Raw genomic sequence first — 21,789 nt, forward strand, 5'->3', positions numbered from 1 at the left:
TAGCTCTGCTCCATGAAATAAGCTAAAACCGAAAAGCCTTCTATAACAAAGTAAACAGGGTAAATGATTGGATAGAAAAAAGCATAATTTCGATTTTATAGGGAGGAGGGGCAAAGATGGTGAATGGATTACAAAATTTGTTCTCCAAGCACGATAATGTCCATTCGTTAATAGCGGGTATTGATGAAGGATTAAAGGAACAATTGGTTTCTGGTTTAACTGGTTCATCAAGGTCGATGCTTGTGGCATCTATCTATGAGAAAACGAATAAGTCCATTTTGTTAGTGACACATAATCTTCTACAAGCGCAAAAATTTCAAGAGGATTTATTGAATTTTATTCCGGAAGAAGAGCTTTATGTGTTTCCTGCAAATGAGTTAATTGCAGCAGATTTAAGTGTTGCCAGCCCCGAATTAAGGGCGCAGCGAGTAGAGGCATTAAATTTTTGGTCGCAAGGGAAGAAAGGCGTTGTTATTGTCCCGATTCCTGGTATTCGTAAGTTCCTTTCACCAAAAGAGGTATGGAAGAAGTATCAGCTGTCCTTTCAAGTGGGGGCTGATATTGAGCTGGAGGAAACATTACATAAATTAATTACTATGGGATATAGTCGTACGGAGATGGTTTCTTCACCAGGTGAATGTAGTATTCGCGGTGGGATTATTGATTTGTATCCGATTACCGAAATGAATCCAATTCGAATTGAATTATTTGATACAGAGATTACGTCGATTCGAACCTTTTCTTCTGATGACCAACGTTCTATTGAAAAGCTTTCTCGAGTGACAGTTGGACCAGTAAGTGAAGCTTTACTAGAAGATGAACATCTTAATAATATAATGACAAAGCTTGAAAGCAACTTAAGTAAGAGTTTGAAAAAGCTTAAAGATGATAAAGTGAAGGAACAGCTTGCTGAGACAGTGGGGCATGAATTAGAGCAATTAAAACAAGGACAGAAGCCGGATCAAATTTTTAAGTATTTCAGTTTAGCGTACGATAAACCGGCTAGTTTAATAGATTACCTTCCTGGCGATGGAATTGTTCTTTTGGATGAAATCAGCCGGATTCAAGAAATTAATGAATCATTAGAGAAAGAAGAAGCCCAGTGGTACACCGATTTATTAGGTGAGGGGAAAATTGTTCATGATGTGAAGCTAGCTCATGACCTGCCGAGTTTAATTACGCATTCTTCTTATCCATTCATTTATTTATCATTGTTTTTACGCCATGTACCGCATACAAACCCACAGAATATTGTGAACGTGGCTTGTAAGCAAATGCAGAACTTTTATGGACAAATGAATGTATTTAAAGCAGAGGTTGAGCATTGGAAAAAAGGACAGTACACCGTTGTGATTCTTGGTCAGGATGAGGAACGCATGAAGAAGATTCAGGGGGTGCTGGCAGATTACGATATCGAAGCTGCTGAATTAAAGGATTCGAGTCATTTACAGCCAGGTCAAGTTCAAATCTTGCGTGGTAGTTTAAATAGTGGTTTTGAAATGACGATGGAAAAAATCGTGATTATTACAGAAACGGAGCTATTTAATAAAAGGGCAAAAAAATCGAGTCGCAGGCAGAAATTATCGAATGCAGAACGAATTAAAAGTTATTCTGAGTTAAAAGTAGGCGACTATGTTGTTCATGTGAATCATGGAATTGGGAAGTATTTAGGGATTGAAACATTAGTCATTAATGGCGTTCATAAAGACTACCTCCATATCCGTTATCAAGCAGACGATAAGTTGTATGTACCTGTTGATCAAATTGACCTTGTTCAGAAGTATGTTGGTTCGGAAGGAAAAGAACCGAAGCTTTACAAACTGGGTGGAACAGAGTGGAAACGAGTGAAAAGTAAGGTTCACTCCTCTGTGCAAAATATCGCAGACGACTTGATTAAATTGTATGCCGAGCGGGAAGCAGCAAAAGGGTTTGCATTCTCACCTGATGGAGATATGCAAAGAGAATTTGAATTATCCTTTTTATACAATGAAACGGAAGATCAGTTGCGGTCAATCGCTGAAATTAAGAAAGATATGGAGCGGGAAAGACCTATGGACCGCTTGCTTTGTGGGGATGTAGGGTACGGGAAGACAGAAGTGGCTATTCGTGCTGCTTTTAAAGCGATTGCAGATGGAAAACAGGTAGCCTTTCTTGTTCCAACAACGATTTTAGCTCAACAGCATTATGAAACATTAAGAGAACGTTTTCAGGATTTCCCGATTTCCATAGGTTTGATGAGTCGTTTTCGAACGAGAAAGCAACAAACAGAAACGGTAAAAGGCCTGAAGACAGGCACTGTTGATATCGTTGTTGGTACACACCGAATTTTATCGAAGGATATTCAATATCATGATTTAGGCCTTTTAATTATCGATGAAGAGCAACGATTTGGAGTGACGCATAAAGAAAAAATCAAGCAATTGAAGACGAATGTGGATGTGCTGACGTTAACAGCAACGCCGATTCCACGTACCCTTCATATGTCGATGCTCGGAGTTCGAGATTTATCGGTTATTGAAACACCGCCAGAAAATCGTTTCCCTATTCAAACCTATGTGATGGAGTATAATGGAGGATTGGTGAAAGAGGCTATTGAGCGAGAGCTGGCTCGAGATGGCCAAGTCTATTTCCTCTATAATCGTGTGGAAGATATTGCGCGTAAAGCAGAGGAAATTGCTATGCTCGTTCCTGATGCTCGTGTGACATTTGCGCATGGCCAAATGACAGAGCAGGAATTGGAAGCCGTGATGTTTGGTTTCTTAGAAGGAGAATACGACGTATTAGTAAGTACGACGATTATTGAAACCGGTGTTGATATTCCGAATGTAAATACGTTAATTGTGTATGATGCAGATCGAATGGGTCTTTCCCAACTGTATCAGCTTCGTGGTCGAGTTGGACGTTCAAATCGAGTGGCGTATGCTTTCTTTACGTACCGAAAAGATAAAGTGCTAACAGAGGTAGCTGAAAAACGTCTGCAATCGATTAAAGAGTTTACTGAACTTGGTTCCGGATTCAAGATTGCGATGCGCGACTTATCCATTCGTGGAGCGGGGAACTTACTTGGAGCCCAACAGCATGGATTTATTGATTCGGTCGGTTTTGATTTGTATTCACAAATGTTAAAAGAAGCAGTAGAAGCAAAGCGTAATGAGCAACCAGCAGAAGAAAAAGTATCACTGGATATGGATATTGAAGTAGACGCCTATATACCAGATGCGTATATTGCTGATGGTCATCAAAAAATCGAGATGTATAAACGATTTAGAGGCATTACTTTAATTGAAGAAGTGAAAGAGCTGCAAGAGGAAATGAGAGACCGTTTTGGTGAATATTCAGAAGAAGTTCATTATTTATTTTTAATGGCTGAAATGAAAGTTTATGCGATGAAAGCTGGTATTGAAAGCATTAAACAATTAAAACAGGTTATTACCATCTTATTTTCAGAAAATGATACACAAAAGGTTAATTTAAAACAGGTGAGCGAGCTCACTGCGAAACATAGTAGAATGATTAGCTTAGGTATGGAAGGGAAATGCTTAAAGCTGGCTGTTCATACGAAAGGTATCGAGCAATCTAAATGGTTTAAGGTGTTATTTGAGCTTGTGGAGGGACTTCAGCAGGCCAAACAAGAGGTACAAATAGCGGAAAAAAATTAATCGGAACAACCGACTCTGTCTTAGTTACTCATTTAGAATAATCTATATAGGAAAGAAATATTTCTTCAATATGTATAGAACTTTCCATTAGTAAAATACTAGTGCTATAGCGCTCCGCACAATGGTTACTAAGATATACATCCAAATCAATTTAGATGAAAGTGAGGCAACATAAGATGAAAGCAACTGGTATTGTTCGCCGAATTGATGATTTAGGAAGAGTCGTAATTCCGAAAGAAATCCGAAGAACTTTGCGTATTCGTGAAGGAGATCCTTTGGAAATCTTCGTCGATCGCGACGGAGAAGTAATTTTGAAAAAATATTCGCCGATTAGTGAATTAAGTGACTTTGCTAAAGAATATGCGGAAGCGCTATATGATAGTTTAGGGAATCCTGTATTAATATGCGACCGTGATACATACATCGCTGTAGCAGGTGGTTCCAAGAAAGAGTATTTAAATAAAAGTGTAAGTGAACTAGTTGAGAAGATTATGGAAGATCGCAATTCTACAATTGCTTCTCCAAAAGGTCAAATTTCATTCGTCGATGGCATTCATGAAGAAGTGCAATCATATGCAGTAGCTCCAATTATTGCGAACGGTGATCCAATCGGTGCTGTTTTGATTCTTGCTAAAGAAGCAGCAGTAGGCGATGTAGAGCAAAAATCCGTTGAGACAGCGGCTAGCTTCCTTGCACGTCAAATGGAGCAATAAGATAAGAGTAGACAGGCTATTGATTAAATAAGGAGAAGGGACAGCGATATAGAGCTGTCCTTTTTCTGTGGATTAAGAAAGCATACAAATGTCTAAGTTAAGCGAGTTGCCTGCTTGACTGGAGCTGCTTTTTGATTGCTAAAATATGCTATAATAACAACCACATAGAAAAGAAGTGGGGTATTAACATGGTTAATCAGCCGTATTCAGCATCGAAGGAGCTCTTTCGCGGTGCATTTATTTTAAGTATTGCGGCTATTATGGTAAAGGTATTAAGCGCAGCTTATCGAATACCTTATCAAAATATTGTAGGGGACATCGGCTTTTACATATACCAGCAAGTATATCCGTTTTACGGAATTATGCTTACATTGTCGACACTCGGTTTTCCTATCGTTATTTCAAAGCTTATTGCTGAAGGAAAATTTGCTCAAAGGGATATATTGGCTGCCTCTTTTCTTATGTTAGGTGTAATCGCGCTCGTGAGTTCCACGAGTCTTTTTTTAGGAGCGGATTGGTTAGCAAATAAAATGGCAGATCCTCGTTTAGCTGAACTGCTGAAGATTTTGTCTCTGTCCTACTTATTGATGCCTTTAGCCGCCGTCTTTCGTGGATATTTTCAAGGAAATCATGAGATGCTCCCAACAGCAAGTTCACAAGTTGCTGAGCAGTTCGTTCGTGTGCTTACTATTCTTATTTTTACACCCATCTTGATTCATCAAGGGTATTCTTTGTATGATGCAGGAGCAGGAGCTGTTTTCGGTTCAATCACAGGGGGACTAATGGGGCTTATTCTTTTACTGATTTTTTTTGTGCGATATAAAAAAAGGAAAAGAGTTCAGCTTAATGCACTTCAGCTTCGACAGTTTCCGCTGATTATGAAAGTATTAATATTTCAAGGCTTGGCCTTTTGTATATCTAGTTTAATCCTCATTTTCCTTCAGTTGGTGGATTCACTGCATTTATATGCTTTACTAAGGCAAGCTGGAATTGCTGAGATGGCAGCAAAAGAGTGGAAGGGGATATATGATCGTGGCCAACCGCTGCTTCAATTAGGGACGGTTGTAGCGAACTCACTCTCGTTAGCACTTGTTCCATTGATTGCAAGGTATGGTAAGAATCAAGATGAACAGGAGCTGCTTTCAAAAATTAGATTATCATTACGCGTGAGCCTTATGATTGGCTCAGCTGCAACAGTAGGACTTATTTGTCTAATCAAACCTGTGAATAAGATGTTATATACCGATAATCTTGGCTCAGTGACACTCGCCATTTTTTCCGTATCGATTGTACTTTCATCCCTTATTATGACCATGGCTGCTGTCATTCAAAGCTTAGGACACTATATAGCCCCTATATTCATTGTGGCAGCAGGAGTTGTCGGAAAGTGGTTCTTAGATGTGTGGCTGATTCCGCATTATCATATAAATGGAGCCGCTGTGGCAACTGTCCTTTCCTTGTTAGGAATGACAATTGGTTTTTCTTGCGTCTTAAAAAATGATGTGAAACAATCATTATGGATAGGAAAAGATATAGGAATTGTTATGCTTAGTGTTGGATGTATGGCATGTACATTATGGGGATTTAATATGGCAGCAGACTGGCTTGTTCCGATTGAAACAAGGATGATGGCTACAATTCAAGCGCTGTTTGGTGTTGTTCTTGGTGCACTTATTTTTGGTGTTATTATCTTACGTACAGGCTTGTTTAAACAAGACGAATTGATGCTTTTGCCATTTGGTAATCAATTAGAGCGATTGAATAAATGGAATAGGAGTAATGAATAACATGACAAATATGATTACAATCATTGGTCTAGGCGCGGGGGATTTGAATCAGCTCCCACTCGGGATTTATAAGAAGCTTAAGCAGGAAAAGACGTGCTTGGTTCGAACAATGGATCATCCCGTTATTGAAGAGTTAAAAGCTGAAGGGGTGGAGTTTATTAGCTTTGATGCCGTTTATGAAAAGCATGATGGATTTGAAGCTGTTTATGAGGAAATATCCGAAACGCTTTTACAAAAGGCTTCCACTCAACCTATTTTATATGCGGTACCGGGACATCCAATGGTTGCAGAAAAAACCGTACAATTACTATTAGAAAAAGGTCCGGAGCGCGGCATCACCATTCAGGTAGAAGGGGGACAAAGCTTTTTAGATGCGTTGTTTCAGGCGGTAAAAATGGATCCTATTGAGGGATTTCAATTACTGGATGGAACGGCTCTTCATCGGGATGAATTGCAGATTACTCAACATATGATTATTGGACAAGTATACGATATGTTTACTGCTTCCGAAGTGAAGCTGACGCTGATGGAGAAGCTTCCGGATGATTATAATGTATATATCGTGACAGCTGCAGGGAGCACACAGGAAAAAGTGACGAAGGTTCCATTATATGAGCTTGACCGTCAAATGGAGTTAAGTAATTTAACGAGTGTATATGTGCCACCGGTTAAAGAAGACGAATTGCAATATCGTGAGTTTTCTAAGCTGCGCCAAATTATTGCTAAGCTTAGAGGGCCGAATGGCTGTCCGTGGGACCAGAAGCAAACACATGAGAGTTTAAAGAAATATTTAATCGAAGAGGCCTATGAACTAATTGATGCCATTGATGAGCAAGATGATGAGGCAATGATTGGAGAATTGGGAGATGTTCTTCTGCAAGTAATGCTTCATGCACAAATTGGAGAAGATGAAGGCATGTTTACGGTCGATGATGTTGTCGAAAGTATTTCTGCAAAAATGATTCGTCGTCATCCACATGTATTTGGCGATATTCAAGTAAGTGGAGAAGAAGAGGTTGTTGTCAATTGGCAAAAAATTAAGGAAGAAGAAAAGGGAGAACAAGCAGAAGAGTTTGTTTCTTTACTGGCAGATGTAGAGAAATCCTTGCCAAATTTAATGCGTGCAGAAGCGTATCAAAAGCGAGCGGCAAAAGTTGGGTTTGATTGGGATGAAGCAATAGAAGCATGGCAGAAAGTTCGTGAAGAAATAGAAGAAGTCGAGGCAGAAATAAAACGCCAAACGCCAAATATTACCCACATTCAAGATGAACTGGGCGATGTATTTTTTGCACTCGTTAACGTGGCGCGCTTTTATAAAATCGAGCCCGAGGAAGCTGTATACCGAGCAAATCAAAAGTTCTACCGCCGTTTTACTTATATTGAGGATCGTGTTCGCCAAGATAAGAAAAAGTTTTCGGATTATACATTGGCTGAGCTTGATCATTTTTGGAATGAGGCAAAGAAAAAAGGATTGTAAGAGAAGGAGGAATCTGCTATGTCAATGAGATTAGATAAGTTTCTAAAAGTATCACGTTTAATTAAGCGCCGTACGTTAGCTAAGGAGGTGGCCGATCAAGGCCGTATTTCCATTAATGGAGTACAAGCGAAGGCGAGCTCGAATGTAAAAGAAGGAGATGAGCTGACGGTTCGCTTTGGACAAAAACTTGTTACGGTTCGCATTGATAAAATTCAAGAGACAACAAAGAAGGAAGCGGCTGCCGACATGTATACAGTCGTAAAAGAAGAAAAGCTAGGAAGTGAACAGTAAAAGGAGGCTTGTTCTATTTCTCTTCATCCCTACATACATTTTTAGAAAACTAGTGTTATTGTGAGGGATGAGAATGAGCCAATATGTAGACCCAAACTCAAGCTATTCTAAAGGAACTGTACCAGAACATGATGTGACGATGAGAGGTCGACGCTTACTAGATATTACAGGTGTGAAGCAAGTAGAAAGTTTTGATAATGAAGAATTCTTGCTTGAAACATCGATGGGATTTCTCTCGATCCGCGGGCAAAATTTACAGATGAAGAATTTAGACGTCGATAAAGGTATTGTCTCAATTAAAGGGAAAATCTTTGACCTTGTTTATTTGGATGAACATTCAGGGGAGAAAGCTAAAGGCTTCTTTGGCAAGTTATTCAAATGACGTTAACGACGCAATTTTATACGTTACTAGTAATGGTAGGGATGGGCAATTTTTTTGGAGCTGCCCTCGATACGTATAGCCGATTTTTAAAGCGTGCTGAACGAAAGCGCTGGATTGTATTTATTCACGATGTGTTATTTTGGGTGATCCAAGGGTTACTCATTTTTTATGTTCTATTTTTAGTGAATGAAGGGGAATTTCGCTTTTATTTATTTCTTGCTTTATTATGTGGCTTCTCTGCTTACCAAGCTTTATTTAAAAATATTTATCAACGCGCATTAGAAATGCTTATTGCTATTGTAATTAAATTATACGAATTTACATTAAAGGCATTTCACTATTTACTATTCCTTCCGATAAAATGGATAGCAGTCACAATTTTCACTCTGTGTATAGGCATTTTCAAAATGGTATTTGTTTGTATAAAGTGGCTAGGTAAGTTTATTTTGCTTATTTTACGGATCCTTTTTAAACCGTTCCAGTGGATTTTGATAAAAATGTGGGAAATGCTGCCGGATACTGTTACAAAAAAGGTCGTAAAGTTTTATAAAAAATTGACAGGAATTTTAATGAAATGCAAGAATGTAATAAAGACATTCTTTAATAAGTGGAGAAAAGAAAAAGATTGAGGTGGAAGGGAATGAAGAGCCTCCGCAAAATAAACGTAACAAAAATGGAAAATGAGTATGTTGCCCAACAAGAAAAAAAAGCTCAGTCCATGAAGAAAAAGAAGCGTGGGTTAAGGCGGCGATTAACGCTATATGGAATCTGCTTGTTCGTTTTTTTCATTTTTGCTGTAGTGACTATCGTATCTCAAAATGCTGCATTGGATGAAAAAGCGCAACAGAAGGAAAAAATCGATAACGAATTAGCGACGCTTAAGAAGGAAGAAAAGGTACTTAAGGAAGAAATTGTAAAGCTGAATGATGATGAGTATATAGCGAAAATCGTAAGACGGGATTACTTCTTATCAGAAGAGGGAGAAATTATTTTTAATTTACCAAAAAATAATGAAGACAGTGACTAATATTGACACTGTTTTTTTCCTTTCGTATTATAATAGATAGTGAAGCGATTTTGAACATTTCTAAGGAGGAACATTTTTTTTATGTCAATCGAAGTAGGCAGCAAGTTACAAGGTAAAGTAACAGGCATTACAAATTTTGGTGCGTTCGTAGAATTACCTGAAGGTGCAACGGGACTTGTCCATATCAGTGAAGTAGCTGATAACTATGTAAAAGATATTAATGATCATCTTAAAGTAGGCGATGCTGTAGAGGTAAAGGTCATTAATGTTGAGAAAGATGGTAAAATCGGCTTATCTATTAAGAAAGCAAAAGATCGTCCAGAAGGACAATCATCTTATTCACAACGTCCACGCCAAAATAGAGGAAATGACCGTTCTAAGGATTTTCGTTCTAAAGATAATTTCCGTCCAAAGGAAAATTTTGAGACCAAAATGGCAAAGTTCTTAAAAGATAGTGAAGACCGCTTATCTTCCCTCAAACGCAATACCGAAACAAAACGGGGAGGTAGAGGAGGAAGACGCGGGTAGACTGCTGCTGAAAATCATATTCTAGCAATGATCCTGTGAAACCATTTCATATTTTATATAAAGGCAAGCCTTAAAGGGCTTGTTTTTTTATGGTCAAACTTTCTATAAATCTGTTTTATAAAGCTATAAAAAATGCCTTAGGTCTTCTTCTATTAATAGAGAATGAGCCTAAGGCATTTTTGATGATGACCCCTACGGGATTCGAACCCGTGTTACCGCCGTGAAAGGGCGGTGTCTTAACCGCTTGACCAAGGGGCCTATTTAAAAAATGAAAGATAGCGGCGGAGGGGATCGAACCCCCGACCTCACGGGTATGAACCGTACGCTCTAGCCAGCTGAGCTACACCGCCATGATACTCTTTTTGAGCACAAGATATATCTTACAATCGCCTTATAAAATTGTCAATAAAAAATTAACCTTTTGTCGTTTTCTAGCATTAGGAAAAATATACTAATGATTTTTTGCGAAAATCAGCTAAAAAAAGGGGGATTTTGAATAGGAAATGGATGTGAATGTTTGGAAAAGGTCCATACGCCTTTAAAAACCTGTATACATGTGGATGTTCAAGGAGAATTCCGTCGAACATTTTTTATAGACACTTTTAAAATTATGACAAAAAATTGAACAAGCACTCTTTATAATAAAACACACTAAGAAGGATAGGAGTGTGTGTAATGGAAAAAGTGAATCGAAGCTTAATAGAGCCTTTAGGTGAAGTTCAACTGAAGAATGTGAAGGCAGGGGCCATTAATTGGTTTCAAAAGCTGCAGGTTAAAATGGAAGATTTATTTTCAAATAAAGGAATTCCAGTAGCTATTATTGGCTTTCTTTTAGGAAGAGCCTTAATTCTCTCACAACTAGCTCCATTTGCACTACCGTTTTTCGCAGCTGTTTTCTTAGTACGAAGAGATCATGCACCATTAGCTCTCATTGGTTTACTTGCAGGAGCTCTTACTCTTCATTATTCTAACAGTCTTGTCATCTTTGGATCAGTCTTTTTATTCCTTATCCTTCATAAAATAAGGAAGCCGGATATCGAGGGGCAATTTAAGACAATCGCACTGTATGTATTTACTTCCTTATTCTTGGTCAATTTAGCCGAGCACTATCTTATCTTTCAATCCATTCAACTCTACGATCTTATGATGATTGGCGTTGAAGCGGGATTAGCGATGATTTTAACGTTAATCTTTATTCAATCTATTCCACTTCTATCGATTAGAAAAAGATCACCAACGTTAAAAACAGAAGAAATTATTAGCATTATTATTTTGCTGGCTTCTGTGATGACAGGAACGATAGGTTGGGTCTTTTATGATATATCATTAGACCATGTTCTTTCACGATACCTTGTACTTTTATTTGGACTGGCAGGTGGTGCGGCTATCGGTTCAACCGTAGGAGTCGTCACAGGTTTAATATTTAGTTTAGCAAGTATAGCTAGTCTCTATCAGATGAGTTTACTTGCTTTTGCAGGTTTACTTGGGGGCCTATTAAAGGAAGGGAAAAAAGCCGGGGTTGCAATTGGTTTATTAATTGCGACGCTGTTAATTGGTTTATACGGTGAAGGGACAAGCAATATTATGATCACTCTCTATGAATCATTAATTGCAGTCGCATTATTTCTCTTAACTCCTACTTCATTAATTCATAAAATTTCCAAACATATCCCTGGGACGACAGAGCATATGGATGAGCAACAGCAATATGCTCGTAAAGTTCGTGATGTAACAGCTCAACGAGTCGAGCAATTTTCTCACGTGTTTGAAGCTCTGTCTAACAGTTTCTCACAAATAGATGAATATGGAATAAAGGAGGAAGAAGAAAAAGAATTTGATTACTTTTTAGGGAATGTGACTGAAAAGACGTGTCAAATGTGCTTTAGAAAAGAACAATGTTGGGTGAAGAACTTTAATACAACTTATGAAGGCATGCACGAAATTATGTATCAACTTAGTGAAAATGATGGGCAGCTTCCACAAAAAACGGCGAATGAGTGGGGGAAATATTGCCGCTCAGGTCCTAGAGTCATTGCGGCCATTGCACATGAGCTTACTTTTTATGAGGCTAATCAAAAATTAAAAAGAAAGGTAAGGGAGAGCAGAAGATTAGTTGCAGATCAATTGCGGGGAGTATCCGCAGTTATGGAGGACTTCGCTAAAGAAATTCAAAGAGAAAGGCAAAGCCATCATCAACATGAAGAATTAATTATGGAGGCGATTCAAGATTTTGGCCTTCATATTGGCCATATTGAAATCTATAACTTAGATCAAGGGAATGTCGATATTGAAATGAGAGTACCTTACTGCCAAGGGAGAGGAGAGTGTGAAAAGTTAATAGCACCAATGCTATCAGATATATTAGGAGAAACTGTAGTTGTTCATTCAGAGCAATGTGCAACGAATCCAGCTGGGGAATGCGAAGTCGTTTTTCGTTCAGCTAAAAAGTTTGTAGTTGAAACGGGTGTTGCTCATGCGGCCAAAGGGGGCGGTCTTGTTTCGGGAGATAGCTATACAACACTTGAGATTGGGAGTGGTAAATATGCAGTAGCTATTAGTGATGGAATGGGTAACGGAGAAAGAGCACATTTCGAAAGCATGGAAACATTAAAGCTGTTACAAAAGTTTTTACAGTCAGGGATTGAAGAGAAGATTGCTATTAAATCAGTAAACTCCGTATTATCTCTCCGCACGACCGATGAAATTTTTTCAACGCTGGATTTAGCCATGATTGATTTACAAGATGCTAAAGCAAAATTTTTAAAAGTCTGTTCGATTCCAAGTTTCATAAAAAGAGGAGATAAAATTATTAAAATTGAATCTAGTAACTTACCAATGGGGATTATTGAAGACTTTGATGTAGATGTAGTATCAGAACAGCTGAAAGCAGGCGATGTGCTGATCATGATGAGCGATGGTATTTTTGAAGGACCAGATCATATCGAAAATATTGAATTTTGGATGAAGCGGAAAATTAAAGAGCTGAAAACAGATGATCCACAAGAGATTTCCGATTTAATTTTAGAAGAAGTCATTCGAACGAAAGGAGTAATTGACGATGACATGACGATTGTGACAGCGAAAATTATGCACAATACACCGAAGTGGGCATCTATTCCGGTCGCATCTAAACGTAAAAAAGCGCAGTGATAATTTGTATAAATAACCCTATTTTAGTCAATTATGTTAAAAGACTGAAAGAAGGGAGACTGACACATGGAAGCAGGAACATTGCGTCAAATATTGCTCATTACGGATGGTTGCTCAAATCAAGGGGAAGATCCTGCAGCGATGGCAGCATTGGCTCGCGAGCGGGGGATTACAGTAAATGTGATTGGTGTTGTAGAAAATGATGTCATTGATGAAAAAGGGATAAAAGAAATTGAAAATATTGCGTTATCAGGTGGTGGTGTAAGTCAAATTGTGTATGCACAGCAATTATCACAAACTGTTCAAATGGTAACACAAAAAGCGATGACTCAAACGATACAAGGGGTGATTAATCGAGAGCTTAAGCACATATTAGGAGAGTCTAAGAAGCTTGAGGATTTACCGCCGGATACACGAGGAGAAGTGATGGAGGTGGTCGATGAGCTTGGAGAAACGAGTAAGCTTGAAGTATTAGTGCTTGTGGATACAAGTGCCAGCATGAAGCATAAATTGCCAACAGTAAAGGATTCGCTGCTCGACTTATCACTCAGTATGAATGCAAGAATAGGTGAAAATCGCTTTTCTGTTTTTGTATTTCCCGGGAAAAAGAAAGATGTTGAAAAATTACTAGAATGGACGCCAGAGCTTAATGCATTATCAAAAATCTTTCCAAAGTTAACAACAGGAGGGATTACGCCAACAGGTCCAGCCATTCGTGAAGCATTATCATATTTTAATAAAAAGCGTTCATTAAGGGGCTTATTATCACATGATGAACAATACTATGAGGACTCAATGTAAACTTAAAAAAGGTGATCGCATTACCGGAAAATGGAATGCAAATGAGTACACAGTTATCAAGGAGTTAGGATACGGTGCAAATGGAGTTGTCTACTTAGTTGAAAGTAAAAATCAGCCATTTGCCTTAAAACTAAGTGACAATGGTACGTCCATTATTTCTGAGATGAATACTCTTAAATCCTTTTCTAAGGTCCATGGGTCTGCCATTGGACCTTATTTTTTGGAAGCGGATGATTTTCAGCGACAAGGTTCTACTTTGCCGTTTTATGTAATGGAGTATATTAAAGGCGAAGGGCTTTTAGAGTTTATAGAGAAGAAGGGAGCAGCTTGGATTGGTGTGCTTATGCTGCAGCTTCTAACGAGTTTAGTGGAATTACATAAACATGGCTGGGTGTTTGGGGACTTAAAACCAGAGAATTTAATTGTCTCCATGCCTGCTTACCAAGTACGTTGTGTCGATGTAGGAGGAACAACAGCGATAGGACGTGCTATTAAAGAGTTTACCGAATTTTTTGATAGGGGATACTGGGGATTAGGTTCTCGTAAAGCAGATCCATCATATGACTTGTTTGCTGTAGCGATGATTATGCTTAATGCTGCTTATCCAACTCGCTTTTCTAAAAAAGGGGAAGGGTACATGCAATTAAAAGAGCGAATTATTCAGAAGCAAGTATTGAAGCCCTATCGAAAGATGTTGGAAAAAGCATTGCTTGGGAAATATACATTAGCAGAAGAAATGCGCCAAGATTTAATTACTATTTTAAGTCAACCAAGTGATCAACCCATTCCCAAAACGCAAAAAGTGCAAAAAACTAAACCAGCTCAATCAACAAAACAAGCAAGTCGTCTGCAGCAAAAGGCAAGACAAAAAAAGAAAGGTCACTTTGTGGAAACGTTTGTCCTTGTAGCAGTTATTTCTTTGTTGTACGCTCTTTACATGTATGATCAATTGTTATGATATAGTAAATTATATACAAAAAAATTGAAACAATTCGCCTGTTGAATCGTATACATAGAGGGAGATGGGCAGACTGTCAACAAAGAAGGAAGAGAGTATGTTACAGCATAAAGTGCTTCATGTCATTCATAAGCATAAGTTAATAGAAAAGAATGCAAAGTTATTAGTAGGGGTTTCAGGAGGCCCTGATTCACTTGTATTGTTACATGTTCTGAAACAATTGCAGAAGGTAATGGAGTGGGACCTTTTTGTGGCTCATGTCGATCACATGTTTCGTGGAGAAGAGTCTTATGAAGATTATTTGTTTGTAGAGAAGATTTGTAAAGAATGGGACATTGTATTTGAAGGGTGTCGAATCGATGTACCGGCACATATGAAACAGACAGGTGAGAGCACGCAGCTTGCTGCAAGGAAATTACGCTTTGAATTTTTTGCAGAATTGATGAAGAAATACGGGTGTTCGACGCTTGTTCTTGGTCATCACGGTGATGATCAAGTAGAAACGATGCTGATGCGTATGACAAGGGGAGCAACCGGAACAGCGAGAGCTGGTATTCCATTGAAACGTCCGTTCAAGAATGGGGAAATTGTTCGACCATTTCTTGCTGTAACAAAGGCAGATATTTATGAATATGCTAGGACTCATTACTTGCAGCCGAGGGTAGATCCTAGTAATGCCAAAAACGATTATGTAAGAAATCGCTTTCGACATGAGGTATTGCCTTTTTTAAAGCAAGAAAATCCGCTTGTTCATGAACAATTTCAACGTTTCAGTGAAGAAATTTACGAAGATGAAGCTTTTTTGCACGACTTGGTTTTGAAAAAAATGGATGGGATTTGGGTGAAAAAAGAGAAAGGTTATGCATCTATTCAGATTGATTCCATACTTGCGATGCCTAAGCCTTTACAAAGGAGAGCGATTCAACTAATATTAAATTATCTTTACTTAGATAGACCATCATCGCTTTCAGCACTACATATTGATCAGCTTTTAGCTTTATTTTTGAATCCTCAACCATCTGCTGAATTGCATCTTCCGGAGGGCCTCATTGTAGAAAAATCGTATCATATATGTACCTTTCGTTTTTTTAAACGGGAAACCGTGAATTATTCCCTTTTATTACAAATTCCTGGTGATACGTTTCTTCCGAATGGATATAAGATTAAAGCACAGTATATAGAAGGAGACATTCCTGCTATAAGTGGAAATGATTCTTGTATTATTCCTTACTCGATGGTTACTTTTCCTTTAACGGTCCGTACAAGACATATGGGGGATCGCATGAAAGTCAAAGGTTTAGGCGGGACAAAGAAAATAAAGGATATTTTTATTGATGAGAAGGTCCCTATTTTCAAACGAAATGATTGGCCTATTGTTGTCGATGGAATGGGACACATCATTTGGCTTCCGGGTCTAAAAAAATCCTACATAGAATCAGAAAGTGTAATCGATGAATCGTCTTTAATTTATTTACAATATAAGAAAGCTTAATTCTTCATAGGGGGCAATTAATAACAATGACCATGAAAAATGACATTGAAAAAGTGTTAATAACTGAGGAAGAACTTCAAAGTAAAATTAAGGAATTAGCAGTACAGCTTGAAAATGACTACCAAGATAAATTTCCATTAGCTGTTGGAGTGTTAAAAGGAGCTCTGCCGTTTATGAGTGACTTATTAAAAAGAATGGATACCCATTTAGAAATGGACTTCATGGATGTTTCAAGCTATGGTAACTCGACTGTATCTTCTGGTGAAGTGAAAATCGTTAAAGATTTGAACGCATCTGTAGAAGGCAGAGATGTCTTGATTATTGAAGATATTATTGATAGCGGTTTAACATTAAGCTACTTGGCGGAATTATTCCGATACCGCAAAGCTAAATCGGTCAGAATCGTGACATTGTTAGATAAGCCTACAGGAAGAAAAGTAGATATAAAACCAGATTATGCAGGTTTTATCGTGCCAGATGCCTTTGTTGTTGGCTATGGCTTGGATTATGCAGAAAGATACCGTAATCTACCTTATATCGGCGTATTAAAGCCTGAGATTTACAACAGCTGATTCAGCTGAACACCAATAAAAACAGCGGTGTTAAAATATTGTAAACGAATAATTTTCTATGATACTATTTACTATAGTTTGTTGACTCATGGGAGGAGGTAGGGTATGAATCGGATCTTCCGTAATACGATATTTTATTTATTGATCTTTTTGGTCATTATTGGGATTGTTAGTATTTTTAACAATAACAATGAACCGACTGAGACTATTACCCAAGACCAGCTTTATAAAAACTTGGAAGATGGGAAAGTAAAATCATTAACCATGCAGCCTGAAAGTGGCGTTTATGAAATTATAGGGCAGCTTGAAGGGTATAAAGAAGGTCAATATTTTGTAACATATATCCCACCAAATGAATATTATCAAGCAAAAATTGGTGAGATTGTTGACAAGCAAGGAATTGAAAAATTTGATGTAAAACCTGCGGAAAAAACAAGTGGTTGGGTAACGTTCTTTACAGGAATTATTCCATTTGTTATCATCTTCATTCTCTTTTTCTTCTTACTTAACCAAGCTCAAGGTGGCGGCGGCGGCCGTGTAATGAACTTTGGGAAAAGTAAAGCGAAGCTATACAATGATGATAAGAAGAAAGTTCGCTTCAATGATGTAGCAGGAGCAGATGAAGAGAAGCAGGAGCTTGTCGAAGTGGTTGAATTTTTAAAAGACCCTCGAAAGTTCGCTGAGCTAGGTGCTCGTATACCAAAAGGGGTGCTTTTAGTGGGGCCTCCTGGTACGGGTAAAACATTACTTGCGAAAGCAGTAGCTGGTGAAGCGGGTGTTCCATTCTTCTCTATCAGTGGTTCAGATTTCGTTGAGATGTTTGTCGGGGTAGGAGCTTCGCGCGTGCGTGATTTGTTTGAAAATGCTAAGAAAAATGCGCCGTGTATTATCTTTATTGACGAAATTGATGCTGTTGGACGCCAACGTGGTGCAGGACTTGGAGGCGGGCATGATGAGCGTGAACAAACGCTTAACCAATTGCTTGTTGAAATGGATGGTTTTGGTGGAAATGAAGGGATTATCATGATTGCTGCAACAAACCGTGCAGACATTCTTGACCCTGCGTTATTAAGACCGGGCCGTTTTGACCGTCAAATTACAGTTGGTCGCCCAGATGTAAAAGGTCGTGAAGAAGTATTAAAAGTACATGCTCGTAATAAACCATTAGCAGATAGTGTTGATCTAAAGGCTATTGCACAACGTACACCAGGATTCTCTGGAGCGGACCTTGAAAACTTATTAAATGAAGCGGCTCTTGTGGCAGCTCGTCAGAATAAGAAAACAATTGATATGTCTGACTTAGATGAAGCATCTGACCGTGTTATTGCAGGACCTGCTAAGAAAACGCGTGTTATTTCTAAGAAAGAGCGTAATATTGTAGCTTGGCATGAAGCAGGGCATACAATTATCGGTTTAGTATTGGATGATGCAGAAGTGGTGCATAAGGTAACGATTGTTCCACGTGGTCAAGCAGGCGGGTATGCGGTAATGTTGCCGAAGGAAGATCGTTTCTTTATGACAGAGCCAGAGCTGAAGGATAAAATTGTTGGTTTGCTTGGTGGACGTGTAGCGGAAGAAATTACGTTTGGTGAGGCAAGTACAGGTGCTCATAACGATTTCCAACGTGCTACTGGTATTGCTCGCAGTATGGTTATGGAGTACGGGATGAGTAAGTTAGGTCCGCTTCAATTCGGAAGCTCTCAAGGTCAAGTATTTTTAGGTCGTGATTTTAATAACGAACAAAATTACTCCGATAAGATTGCTTATGAAATTGATTTAGAAGTACAACGAATCATTAATGAGTCTTATGAAAGATGTAAGCAAATTCTTACAAAAAATCGTGAGAAGTTAGATTTAGTAGCAAGAACGTTACTTGATGTGGAAACACTAGACCAAGAACAAATCCAAAGTCTGTACCGTGAGGGGAAACTACCGGATCGTGATTATGTAGCCCTTAATGGAAATCTTGCTTCAGACGATGATGTAAAGGTAAAGATTAATGCCAAAAAAGAAGATTCGACACCTTTTGAAGGGAATCAAGCACCTTCTTTAGAAAAGGGTCCAAAAGATACAGATAATAAGTTATGATTGTATAACGAGAAAAAGGTATTCCTAGATGGAATACCTTTTTCTCGCTTAGTAATTACTTATCTTATTCTCAGAATATGACAAGATACTTTCGTTTTACTTCTATTATCGTGTAAAATAATGATTAAGTGTGACGTAGGAGAATAATTTATTAGGGGGATAGAACGATGATTTTTGTATTAGATGTTGGAAATACAAATACAGTCTTAGGGGTATATGAGGATGATATTTTGAAATATCATTGGCGAATTGAGACAAATCGTCATAAGACAGAAGATGAGTATGGAATGATCATTAAATCTTTATTACAGCATGAGGGGCTATCTTTTGACCAATTTGATGGCATGATTATATCTTCTGTTGTGCCTCCTATTATGTTTGCGCTAGAGAGAATGTGTAAGAAATATTTTGGTATTAAGCCGTTAGTTGTTGGACCAGGTATTAAGACAGGGTTAGACATTAAATATGAAAACCCACGTGAAGTAGGTGCGGACCGAATTGTGAATGCTGTTGCTGGTATTCACGAATTTGGAAGCCCTCTCATTATTGTGGATTTTGGAACAGCAACAACTTATTGTTACATTAATGAAGACAAACAATATATGGGTGGAGCAATTGCCCCTGGGATTAATATTTCAACGGAGGCTCTTTATTCAAAAGCAGCGAAGCTACCGAGAATTGAAATTAGCCGTCCGGAGGGTGTAATTGGTAAAAATACTGTTTCAGCCATGCAGTCTGGTATTTTATATGGTTATGTAGGACAAGTAGAAGGCATTGTTGCTCGAATTAAGGAGCAAAGTAAAATCGAGCCGCTTGTTATCGCGACAGGAGGACTTGCACCGTTAATTGCTAATGAATCCACAGCGATTGATATTGTAGAACCGTTTTTAACGTTAAAGGGACTTCAGTTAATTTATAAGCGGAATCGTGAACAAGTAAAGAATTAAAGAATTAAAGGCAGCTAGGAAAGGGGCAAAAGTAGTGAAAGATTATTTAGTAAAAGCGTTGGGATATAATGGACAGGTGCGTGCGTATGCCGTTTCTACGACAGAAACAGTGGGAGAAGCTCAGCGCCGTCATTATACATGGCCAACTGCTTCTGCTGCATTAGGTCGTGCTATGACAGCGGGTTTGATGATGGGAGCCATGTTAAAAGGTGAGGAAAAGCTCACGATTAAAATCGAAGGTGGCGGGCCAATCGGTGCCATTCTAGTGGATAGCAATGCAAAAGGTGAAGTGCGTGGCTATGTAACGAATCCACACGTTCATTTCGATTTAAATGAGCATGGTAAATTGGATGTAAGACGAGCAGTCGGTACCGATGGGATGTTAACGATTGTAAAGGATATTGGATTACGTGATCACTTTACTGGCCAAGTTCCGATTATATCAGGAGAGCTTGGTGAAGATTTCACTTACTATTTTGCTACTTCAGAGCAAGTTCCGTCATCAGTAGGTGTAGGCGTGCTTGTGAATCCGGATAACTCTATTCAAACAGCTGGTGGTTTTATTATTCAATTAATGCCCGGAACAGACGATTCAACTATTACAGAAATTGAAAATCGATTACAGAGCATTCCGCCTGTTTCAAAAATGATTCAAGCGGGATTAACGCCTGAAGAAATTTTGGACCAACTTTTAGGAGAAGGAAATGTAAAGGTGTTAGAGAAAATGCCAGTATCGTTTCAATGCCAATGTTCAAGAGAGAGAATTTCAAATGCCTTAATCAGCTTAGGGAAAGCAGAAATTCAGGACATTATTGAAGAAGAAGGTAAGGCGGAAGCACAGTGTCACTTTTGTAATGAAAAATATCAATTTTCTAAAGAAGAGCTTGAGGAATTAGCGGCAGAAGCAAAATAAAGGCCAACGGGGGAAGGATAGTTGTCGAAGAAGCGGTTAAGATCTATGGTTGCTGGTCTTGCTTTGTTAAATTTGATTACGATTGTCGTATTTGCGATTTGGCCGATGTTTAATTCTCGAACGGTTGGCGGAGGAGAAACGGTAGCTCAAATTGGTGATGTAGGTATCTCAAGAGAGAGTTGGATAAACGAGCTAGAACAACGGTACGGGAAAGATGTGCTCAAAGAGATGGTTGATGAGGAAGTCGTAAAACAAATGGCTGAGAAATATGATATAAGCGTCACAGACCAGGAAATTGAGCGAGAATATAAGATAATGAAAACTTTATATGGAACCTACGAACAATCACAAAGTCAGTCTGAAGATCAGAGAAAGGCTCAAATCAAAGCGGACTTATTATTAGAAGAGATTTTGACGAAAGATGTCAGCATATCGGAAACAGAAATAAAAAACTATTATAACGACAATCAGGATTTATTTCGAATCCCGACTACTTATCGAATTTCTCACTTAACAACAGCGACAAAAAGTGAGGCGGATAAAGTGGTGAAAGAGCTGACAAAGGGCGTTTCTTTTCAGGTGTTAGCTATGGAGAAATCTCTTGATGAGTTTACAGCTAATCAAGGCGGAGCGATGGGTTTCATTTCTGAAGATAATGAACGAGTGCCAAAGGTCTATATTGAGACGGCGGCATCAATGAAAATAAATGATTGGAGCAAACCGATTCAAATTGAAGAAGGCTGGGCGGTTCTATATCTTCATGAAAAAATTAAAGGAGAGCAATTCTCTTATGATGAAGTGAAACAACAGATTCGTCGTCAATTAGCTATGGAACATATTCAAACATCTGTATCTAGCGAAATATTTTGGGATGAACTAGAAGTTGAATGGTTTTATGGTGCGAAATAAGTAAAAATTACTAGAAGAAAGTAGAAAATAGTTGACAATAGTCTATACAATCTGATAATTTTAAATTAATAAAACCAATACACTTACTAGGTATT

General features: G+C 38.4%; 18 protein-coding genes and 2 tRNA genes. 18 read left to right on the forward strand and 2 right to left on the reverse strand.

Features of this window, described 5'->3' with window-relative positions; genetic code table 11:
• The first annotated feature begins 119 nt into the window (after positions 1 to 119).
• From mfd to ACE199_RS19955, 9 genes are all read left to right on the forward strand, one after another.
• Entirely contained in the window at positions 120 to 3,659 is a 3,540-nt protein-coding gene (mfd, locus tag ACE199_RS19915; RefSeq protein ID WP_375351308.1) for a transcription-repair coupling factor, read from the forward strand.
• A gap of 176 nt (positions 3,660 to 3,835) precedes the next feature.
• Positions 3,836 to 4,372, forward strand: a complete 537-nt coding sequence (gene spoVT / locus ACE199_RS19920) for a stage V sporulation protein T (protein ID WP_127758616.1) — start codon at positions 3,836 to 3,838, stop codon at positions 4,370 to 4,372.
• Between the two features lie 188 nt (positions 4,373 to 4,560).
• On the forward strand, positions 4,561 to 6,159 hold the full coding sequence (locus ACE199_RS19925) for a putative polysaccharide biosynthesis protein (RefSeq protein WP_375351294.1): 1,599 nt from the start codon (positions 4,561 to 4,563) through the stop codon (positions 6,157 to 6,159).
• Position 6,160: 1 nt separating this feature from the next.
• On the forward strand, positions 6,161 to 7,636 hold the full coding sequence (gene yabN, locus ACE199_RS19930) for a bifunctional methyltransferase/pyrophosphohydrolase YabN (RefSeq protein WP_375351295.1): 1,476 nt from the start codon (positions 6,161 to 6,163) through the stop codon (positions 7,634 to 7,636).
• Between the two features lie 24 nt (positions 7,637 to 7,660).
• A complete protein-coding gene (locus ACE199_RS19935; protein ID WP_252295352.1) occupies positions 7,661 to 7,927 on the forward strand; it encodes an RNA-binding S4 domain-containing protein in 267 nt (88 codons plus the stop codon).
• A 73-nt stretch (positions 7,928 to 8,000) separates the two neighbouring features.
• Complete coding sequence (gene yabP, locus ACE199_RS19940; RefSeq protein WP_119117756.1) at positions 8,001 to 8,309, forward strand: sporulation protein YabP; 309 nt, start codon at positions 8,001 to 8,003, stop codon at positions 8,307 to 8,309.
• Complete coding sequence (yabQ, locus tag ACE199_RS19945) at positions 8,306 to 8,938, forward strand: spore cortex biosynthesis protein YabQ (protein WP_375351296.1); 633 nt, start codon at positions 8,306 to 8,308, stop codon at positions 8,936 to 8,938. Before yabP ends, yabQ begins: the two co-directional genes overlap by 4 nt.
• 11 nt (positions 8,939 to 8,949) lie before the next feature.
• A complete protein-coding gene (locus ACE199_RS19950; protein ID WP_252292495.1) occupies positions 8,950 to 9,336 on the forward strand; it encodes an FtsB family cell division protein in 387 nt (128 codons plus the stop codon).
• An 81-nt stretch (positions 9,337 to 9,417) separates the two neighbouring features.
• Positions 9,418 to 9,864 carry a S1 domain-containing RNA-binding protein gene (locus ACE199_RS19955; RefSeq protein ID WP_375351297.1) on the forward strand — a complete coding sequence of 149 codons (447 nt, stop codon included), beginning with the start codon at positions 9,418 to 9,420 and terminating at the stop codon, positions 9,862 to 9,864.
• A 186-nt stretch (positions 9,865 to 10,050) separates the two neighbouring features.
• Here the strand turns inward: ACE199_RS19955 and ACE199_RS19960 are convergent.
• Positions 10,051 to 10,122, reverse strand: a tRNA-Glu gene (locus ACE199_RS19960).
• Between the two features lie 18 nt (positions 10,123 to 10,140).
• Positions 10,141 to 10,214, reverse strand: a tRNA-Met gene (locus tag ACE199_RS19965).
• A gap of 325 nt (positions 10,215 to 10,539) precedes the next feature.
• Here ACE199_RS19965 and spoIIE point away from each other — a divergent pair.
• The 9 genes from spoIIE to ACE199_RS20010 all read left to right on the forward strand — a co-directional run bounded on the left by spoIIE (position 10,540) and on the right by ACE199_RS20010 (position 21,694).
• Positions 10,540 to 13,014 carry a stage II sporulation protein E gene (spoIIE, locus tag ACE199_RS19970; RefSeq protein ID WP_375351298.1) on the forward strand — a complete coding sequence of 825 codons (2,475 nt, stop codon included), beginning with the start codon at positions 10,540 to 10,542 and terminating at the stop codon, positions 13,012 to 13,014.
• A gap of 66 nt (positions 13,015 to 13,080) precedes the next feature.
• Positions 13,081 to 13,815, forward strand: a complete 735-nt coding sequence (locus ACE199_RS19975; RefSeq protein WP_127758623.1) for a vWA domain-containing protein — start codon at positions 13,081 to 13,083, stop codon at positions 13,813 to 13,815.
• Entirely contained in the window at positions 13,784 to 14,773 is a 990-nt protein-coding gene (locus ACE199_RS19980) for a serine/threonine protein kinase (protein ID WP_375351299.1), read from the forward strand. Before ACE199_RS19975 ends, ACE199_RS19980 begins: the two co-directional genes overlap by 32 nt.
• Before the next feature lie 97 nt (positions 14,774 to 14,870).
• Positions 14,871 to 16,265, forward strand: coding sequence for a tRNA lysidine(34) synthetase TilS (gene tilS, locus ACE199_RS19985; protein ID WP_375351300.1), 1,395 nt, complete (start codon positions 14,871 to 14,873; stop codon positions 16,263 to 16,265).
• A gap of 32 nt (positions 16,266 to 16,297) precedes the next feature.
• Positions 16,298 to 16,837, forward strand: coding sequence for a hypoxanthine phosphoribosyltransferase (hpt, locus tag ACE199_RS19990; protein ID WP_252295353.1), 540 nt, complete (start codon positions 16,298 to 16,300; stop codon positions 16,835 to 16,837).
• Positions 16,838 to 16,942: 105 nt separating this feature from the next.
• Positions 16,943 to 18,925 carry an ATP-dependent zinc metalloprotease FtsH gene (gene ftsH, locus ACE199_RS19995; protein WP_375351301.1) on the forward strand — a complete coding sequence of 661 codons (1,983 nt, stop codon included), beginning with the start codon at positions 16,943 to 16,945 and terminating at the stop codon, positions 18,923 to 18,925.
• A gap of 167 nt (positions 18,926 to 19,092) precedes the next feature.
• Positions 19,093 to 19,872: a type III pantothenate kinase gene (locus ACE199_RS20000; RefSeq protein ID WP_127758627.1), complete on the forward strand. Its 780-nt coding sequence runs from the start codon at positions 19,093 to 19,095 to the stop codon at positions 19,870 to 19,872.
• Between the two features lie 34 nt (positions 19,873 to 19,906).
• Entirely contained in the window at positions 19,907 to 20,785 is an 879-nt protein-coding gene (gene hslO, locus ACE199_RS20005; protein WP_375351302.1) for an Hsp33 family molecular chaperone HslO, read from the forward strand.
• A 21-nt stretch (positions 20,786 to 20,806) separates the two neighbouring features.
• Positions 20,807 to 21,694 carry a peptidyl-prolyl cis-trans isomerase gene (locus ACE199_RS20010; protein ID WP_375351303.1) on the forward strand — a complete coding sequence of 296 codons (888 nt, stop codon included), beginning with the start codon at positions 20,807 to 20,809 and terminating at the stop codon, positions 21,692 to 21,694.
• The last annotated feature ends 95 nt before the right edge of the window (positions 21,695 to 21,789 follow it).

The sequence above is a fragment of the Peribacillus sp. Hz7 genome (genome assembly GCF_042136355.1).
Taxonomy (GTDB): domain Bacteria; phylum Bacillota; class Bacilli; order Bacillales; family DSM-1321; genus Peribacillus; species Peribacillus asahii_A.

What these genes read in the sequence shown, in the direction of transcription:
- spoVT (WP_127758616.1), top strand. Translation starts at nt 3,836, where the DNA reads ATGAAAGCAACTGGTATTGTTCGCCGAATTGATGATTTAGGAAGAGTC.
- ACE199_RS20000 (WP_127758627.1), top strand. Translation starts at nt 19,093, where the DNA reads ATGATTTTTGTATTAGATGTTGGAAATACAAATACAGTCTTAGGGGTA.
- yabN (WP_375351295.1), top strand. Translation starts at nt 6,161, where the DNA reads ATGACAAATATGATTACAATCATTGGTCTAGGCGCGGGGGATTTGAAT.
- tilS (WP_375351300.1), top strand. Translation starts at nt 14,871, where the DNA reads ATGTTACAGCATAAAGTGCTTCATGTCATTCATAAGCATAAGTTAATA.
- hpt (WP_252295353.1), top strand. Translation starts at nt 16,298, where the DNA reads ATGAAAAATGACATTGAAAAAGTGTTAATAACTGAGGAAGAACTTCAA.
- ACE199_RS19955 (WP_375351297.1), top strand. Translation starts at nt 9,418, where the DNA reads ATGTCAATCGAAGTAGGCAGCAAGTTACAAGGTAAAGTAACAGGCATT.
- ACE199_RS19925 (WP_375351294.1), top strand. Translation starts at nt 4,561, where the DNA reads ATGGTTAATCAGCCGTATTCAGCATCGAAGGAGCTCTTTCGCGGTGCA.
- ACE199_RS19980 (WP_375351299.1), top strand. Translation starts at nt 13,784, where the DNA reads ATGATGAACAATACTATGAGGACTCAATGTAAACTTAAAAAAGGTGAT.
- spoIIE (WP_375351298.1), top strand. Translation starts at nt 10,540, where the DNA reads ATGGAAAAAGTGAATCGAAGCTTAATAGAGCCTTTAGGTGAAGTTCAA.
- ftsH (WP_375351301.1), top strand. Translation starts at nt 16,943, where the DNA reads ATGAATCGGATCTTCCGTAATACGATATTTTATTTATTGATCTTTTTG.
- yabQ (WP_375351296.1), top strand. Translation starts at nt 8,306, where the DNA reads ATGACGTTAACGACGCAATTTTATACGTTACTAGTAATGGTAGGGATG.
- ACE199_RS19975 (WP_127758623.1), top strand. Translation starts at nt 13,081, where the DNA reads ATGGAAGCAGGAACATTGCGTCAAATATTGCTCATTACGGATGGTTGC.
- ACE199_RS19950 (WP_252292495.1), top strand. Translation starts at nt 8,950, where the DNA reads ATGAAGAGCCTCCGCAAAATAAACGTAACAAAAATGGAAAATGAGTAT.
- ACE199_RS19935 (WP_252295352.1), top strand. Translation starts at nt 7,661, where the DNA reads ATGAGATTAGATAAGTTTCTAAAAGTATCACGTTTAATTAAGCGCCGT.
- yabP (WP_119117756.1), top strand. Translation starts at nt 8,001, where the DNA reads ATGAGCCAATATGTAGACCCAAACTCAAGCTATTCTAAAGGAACTGTA.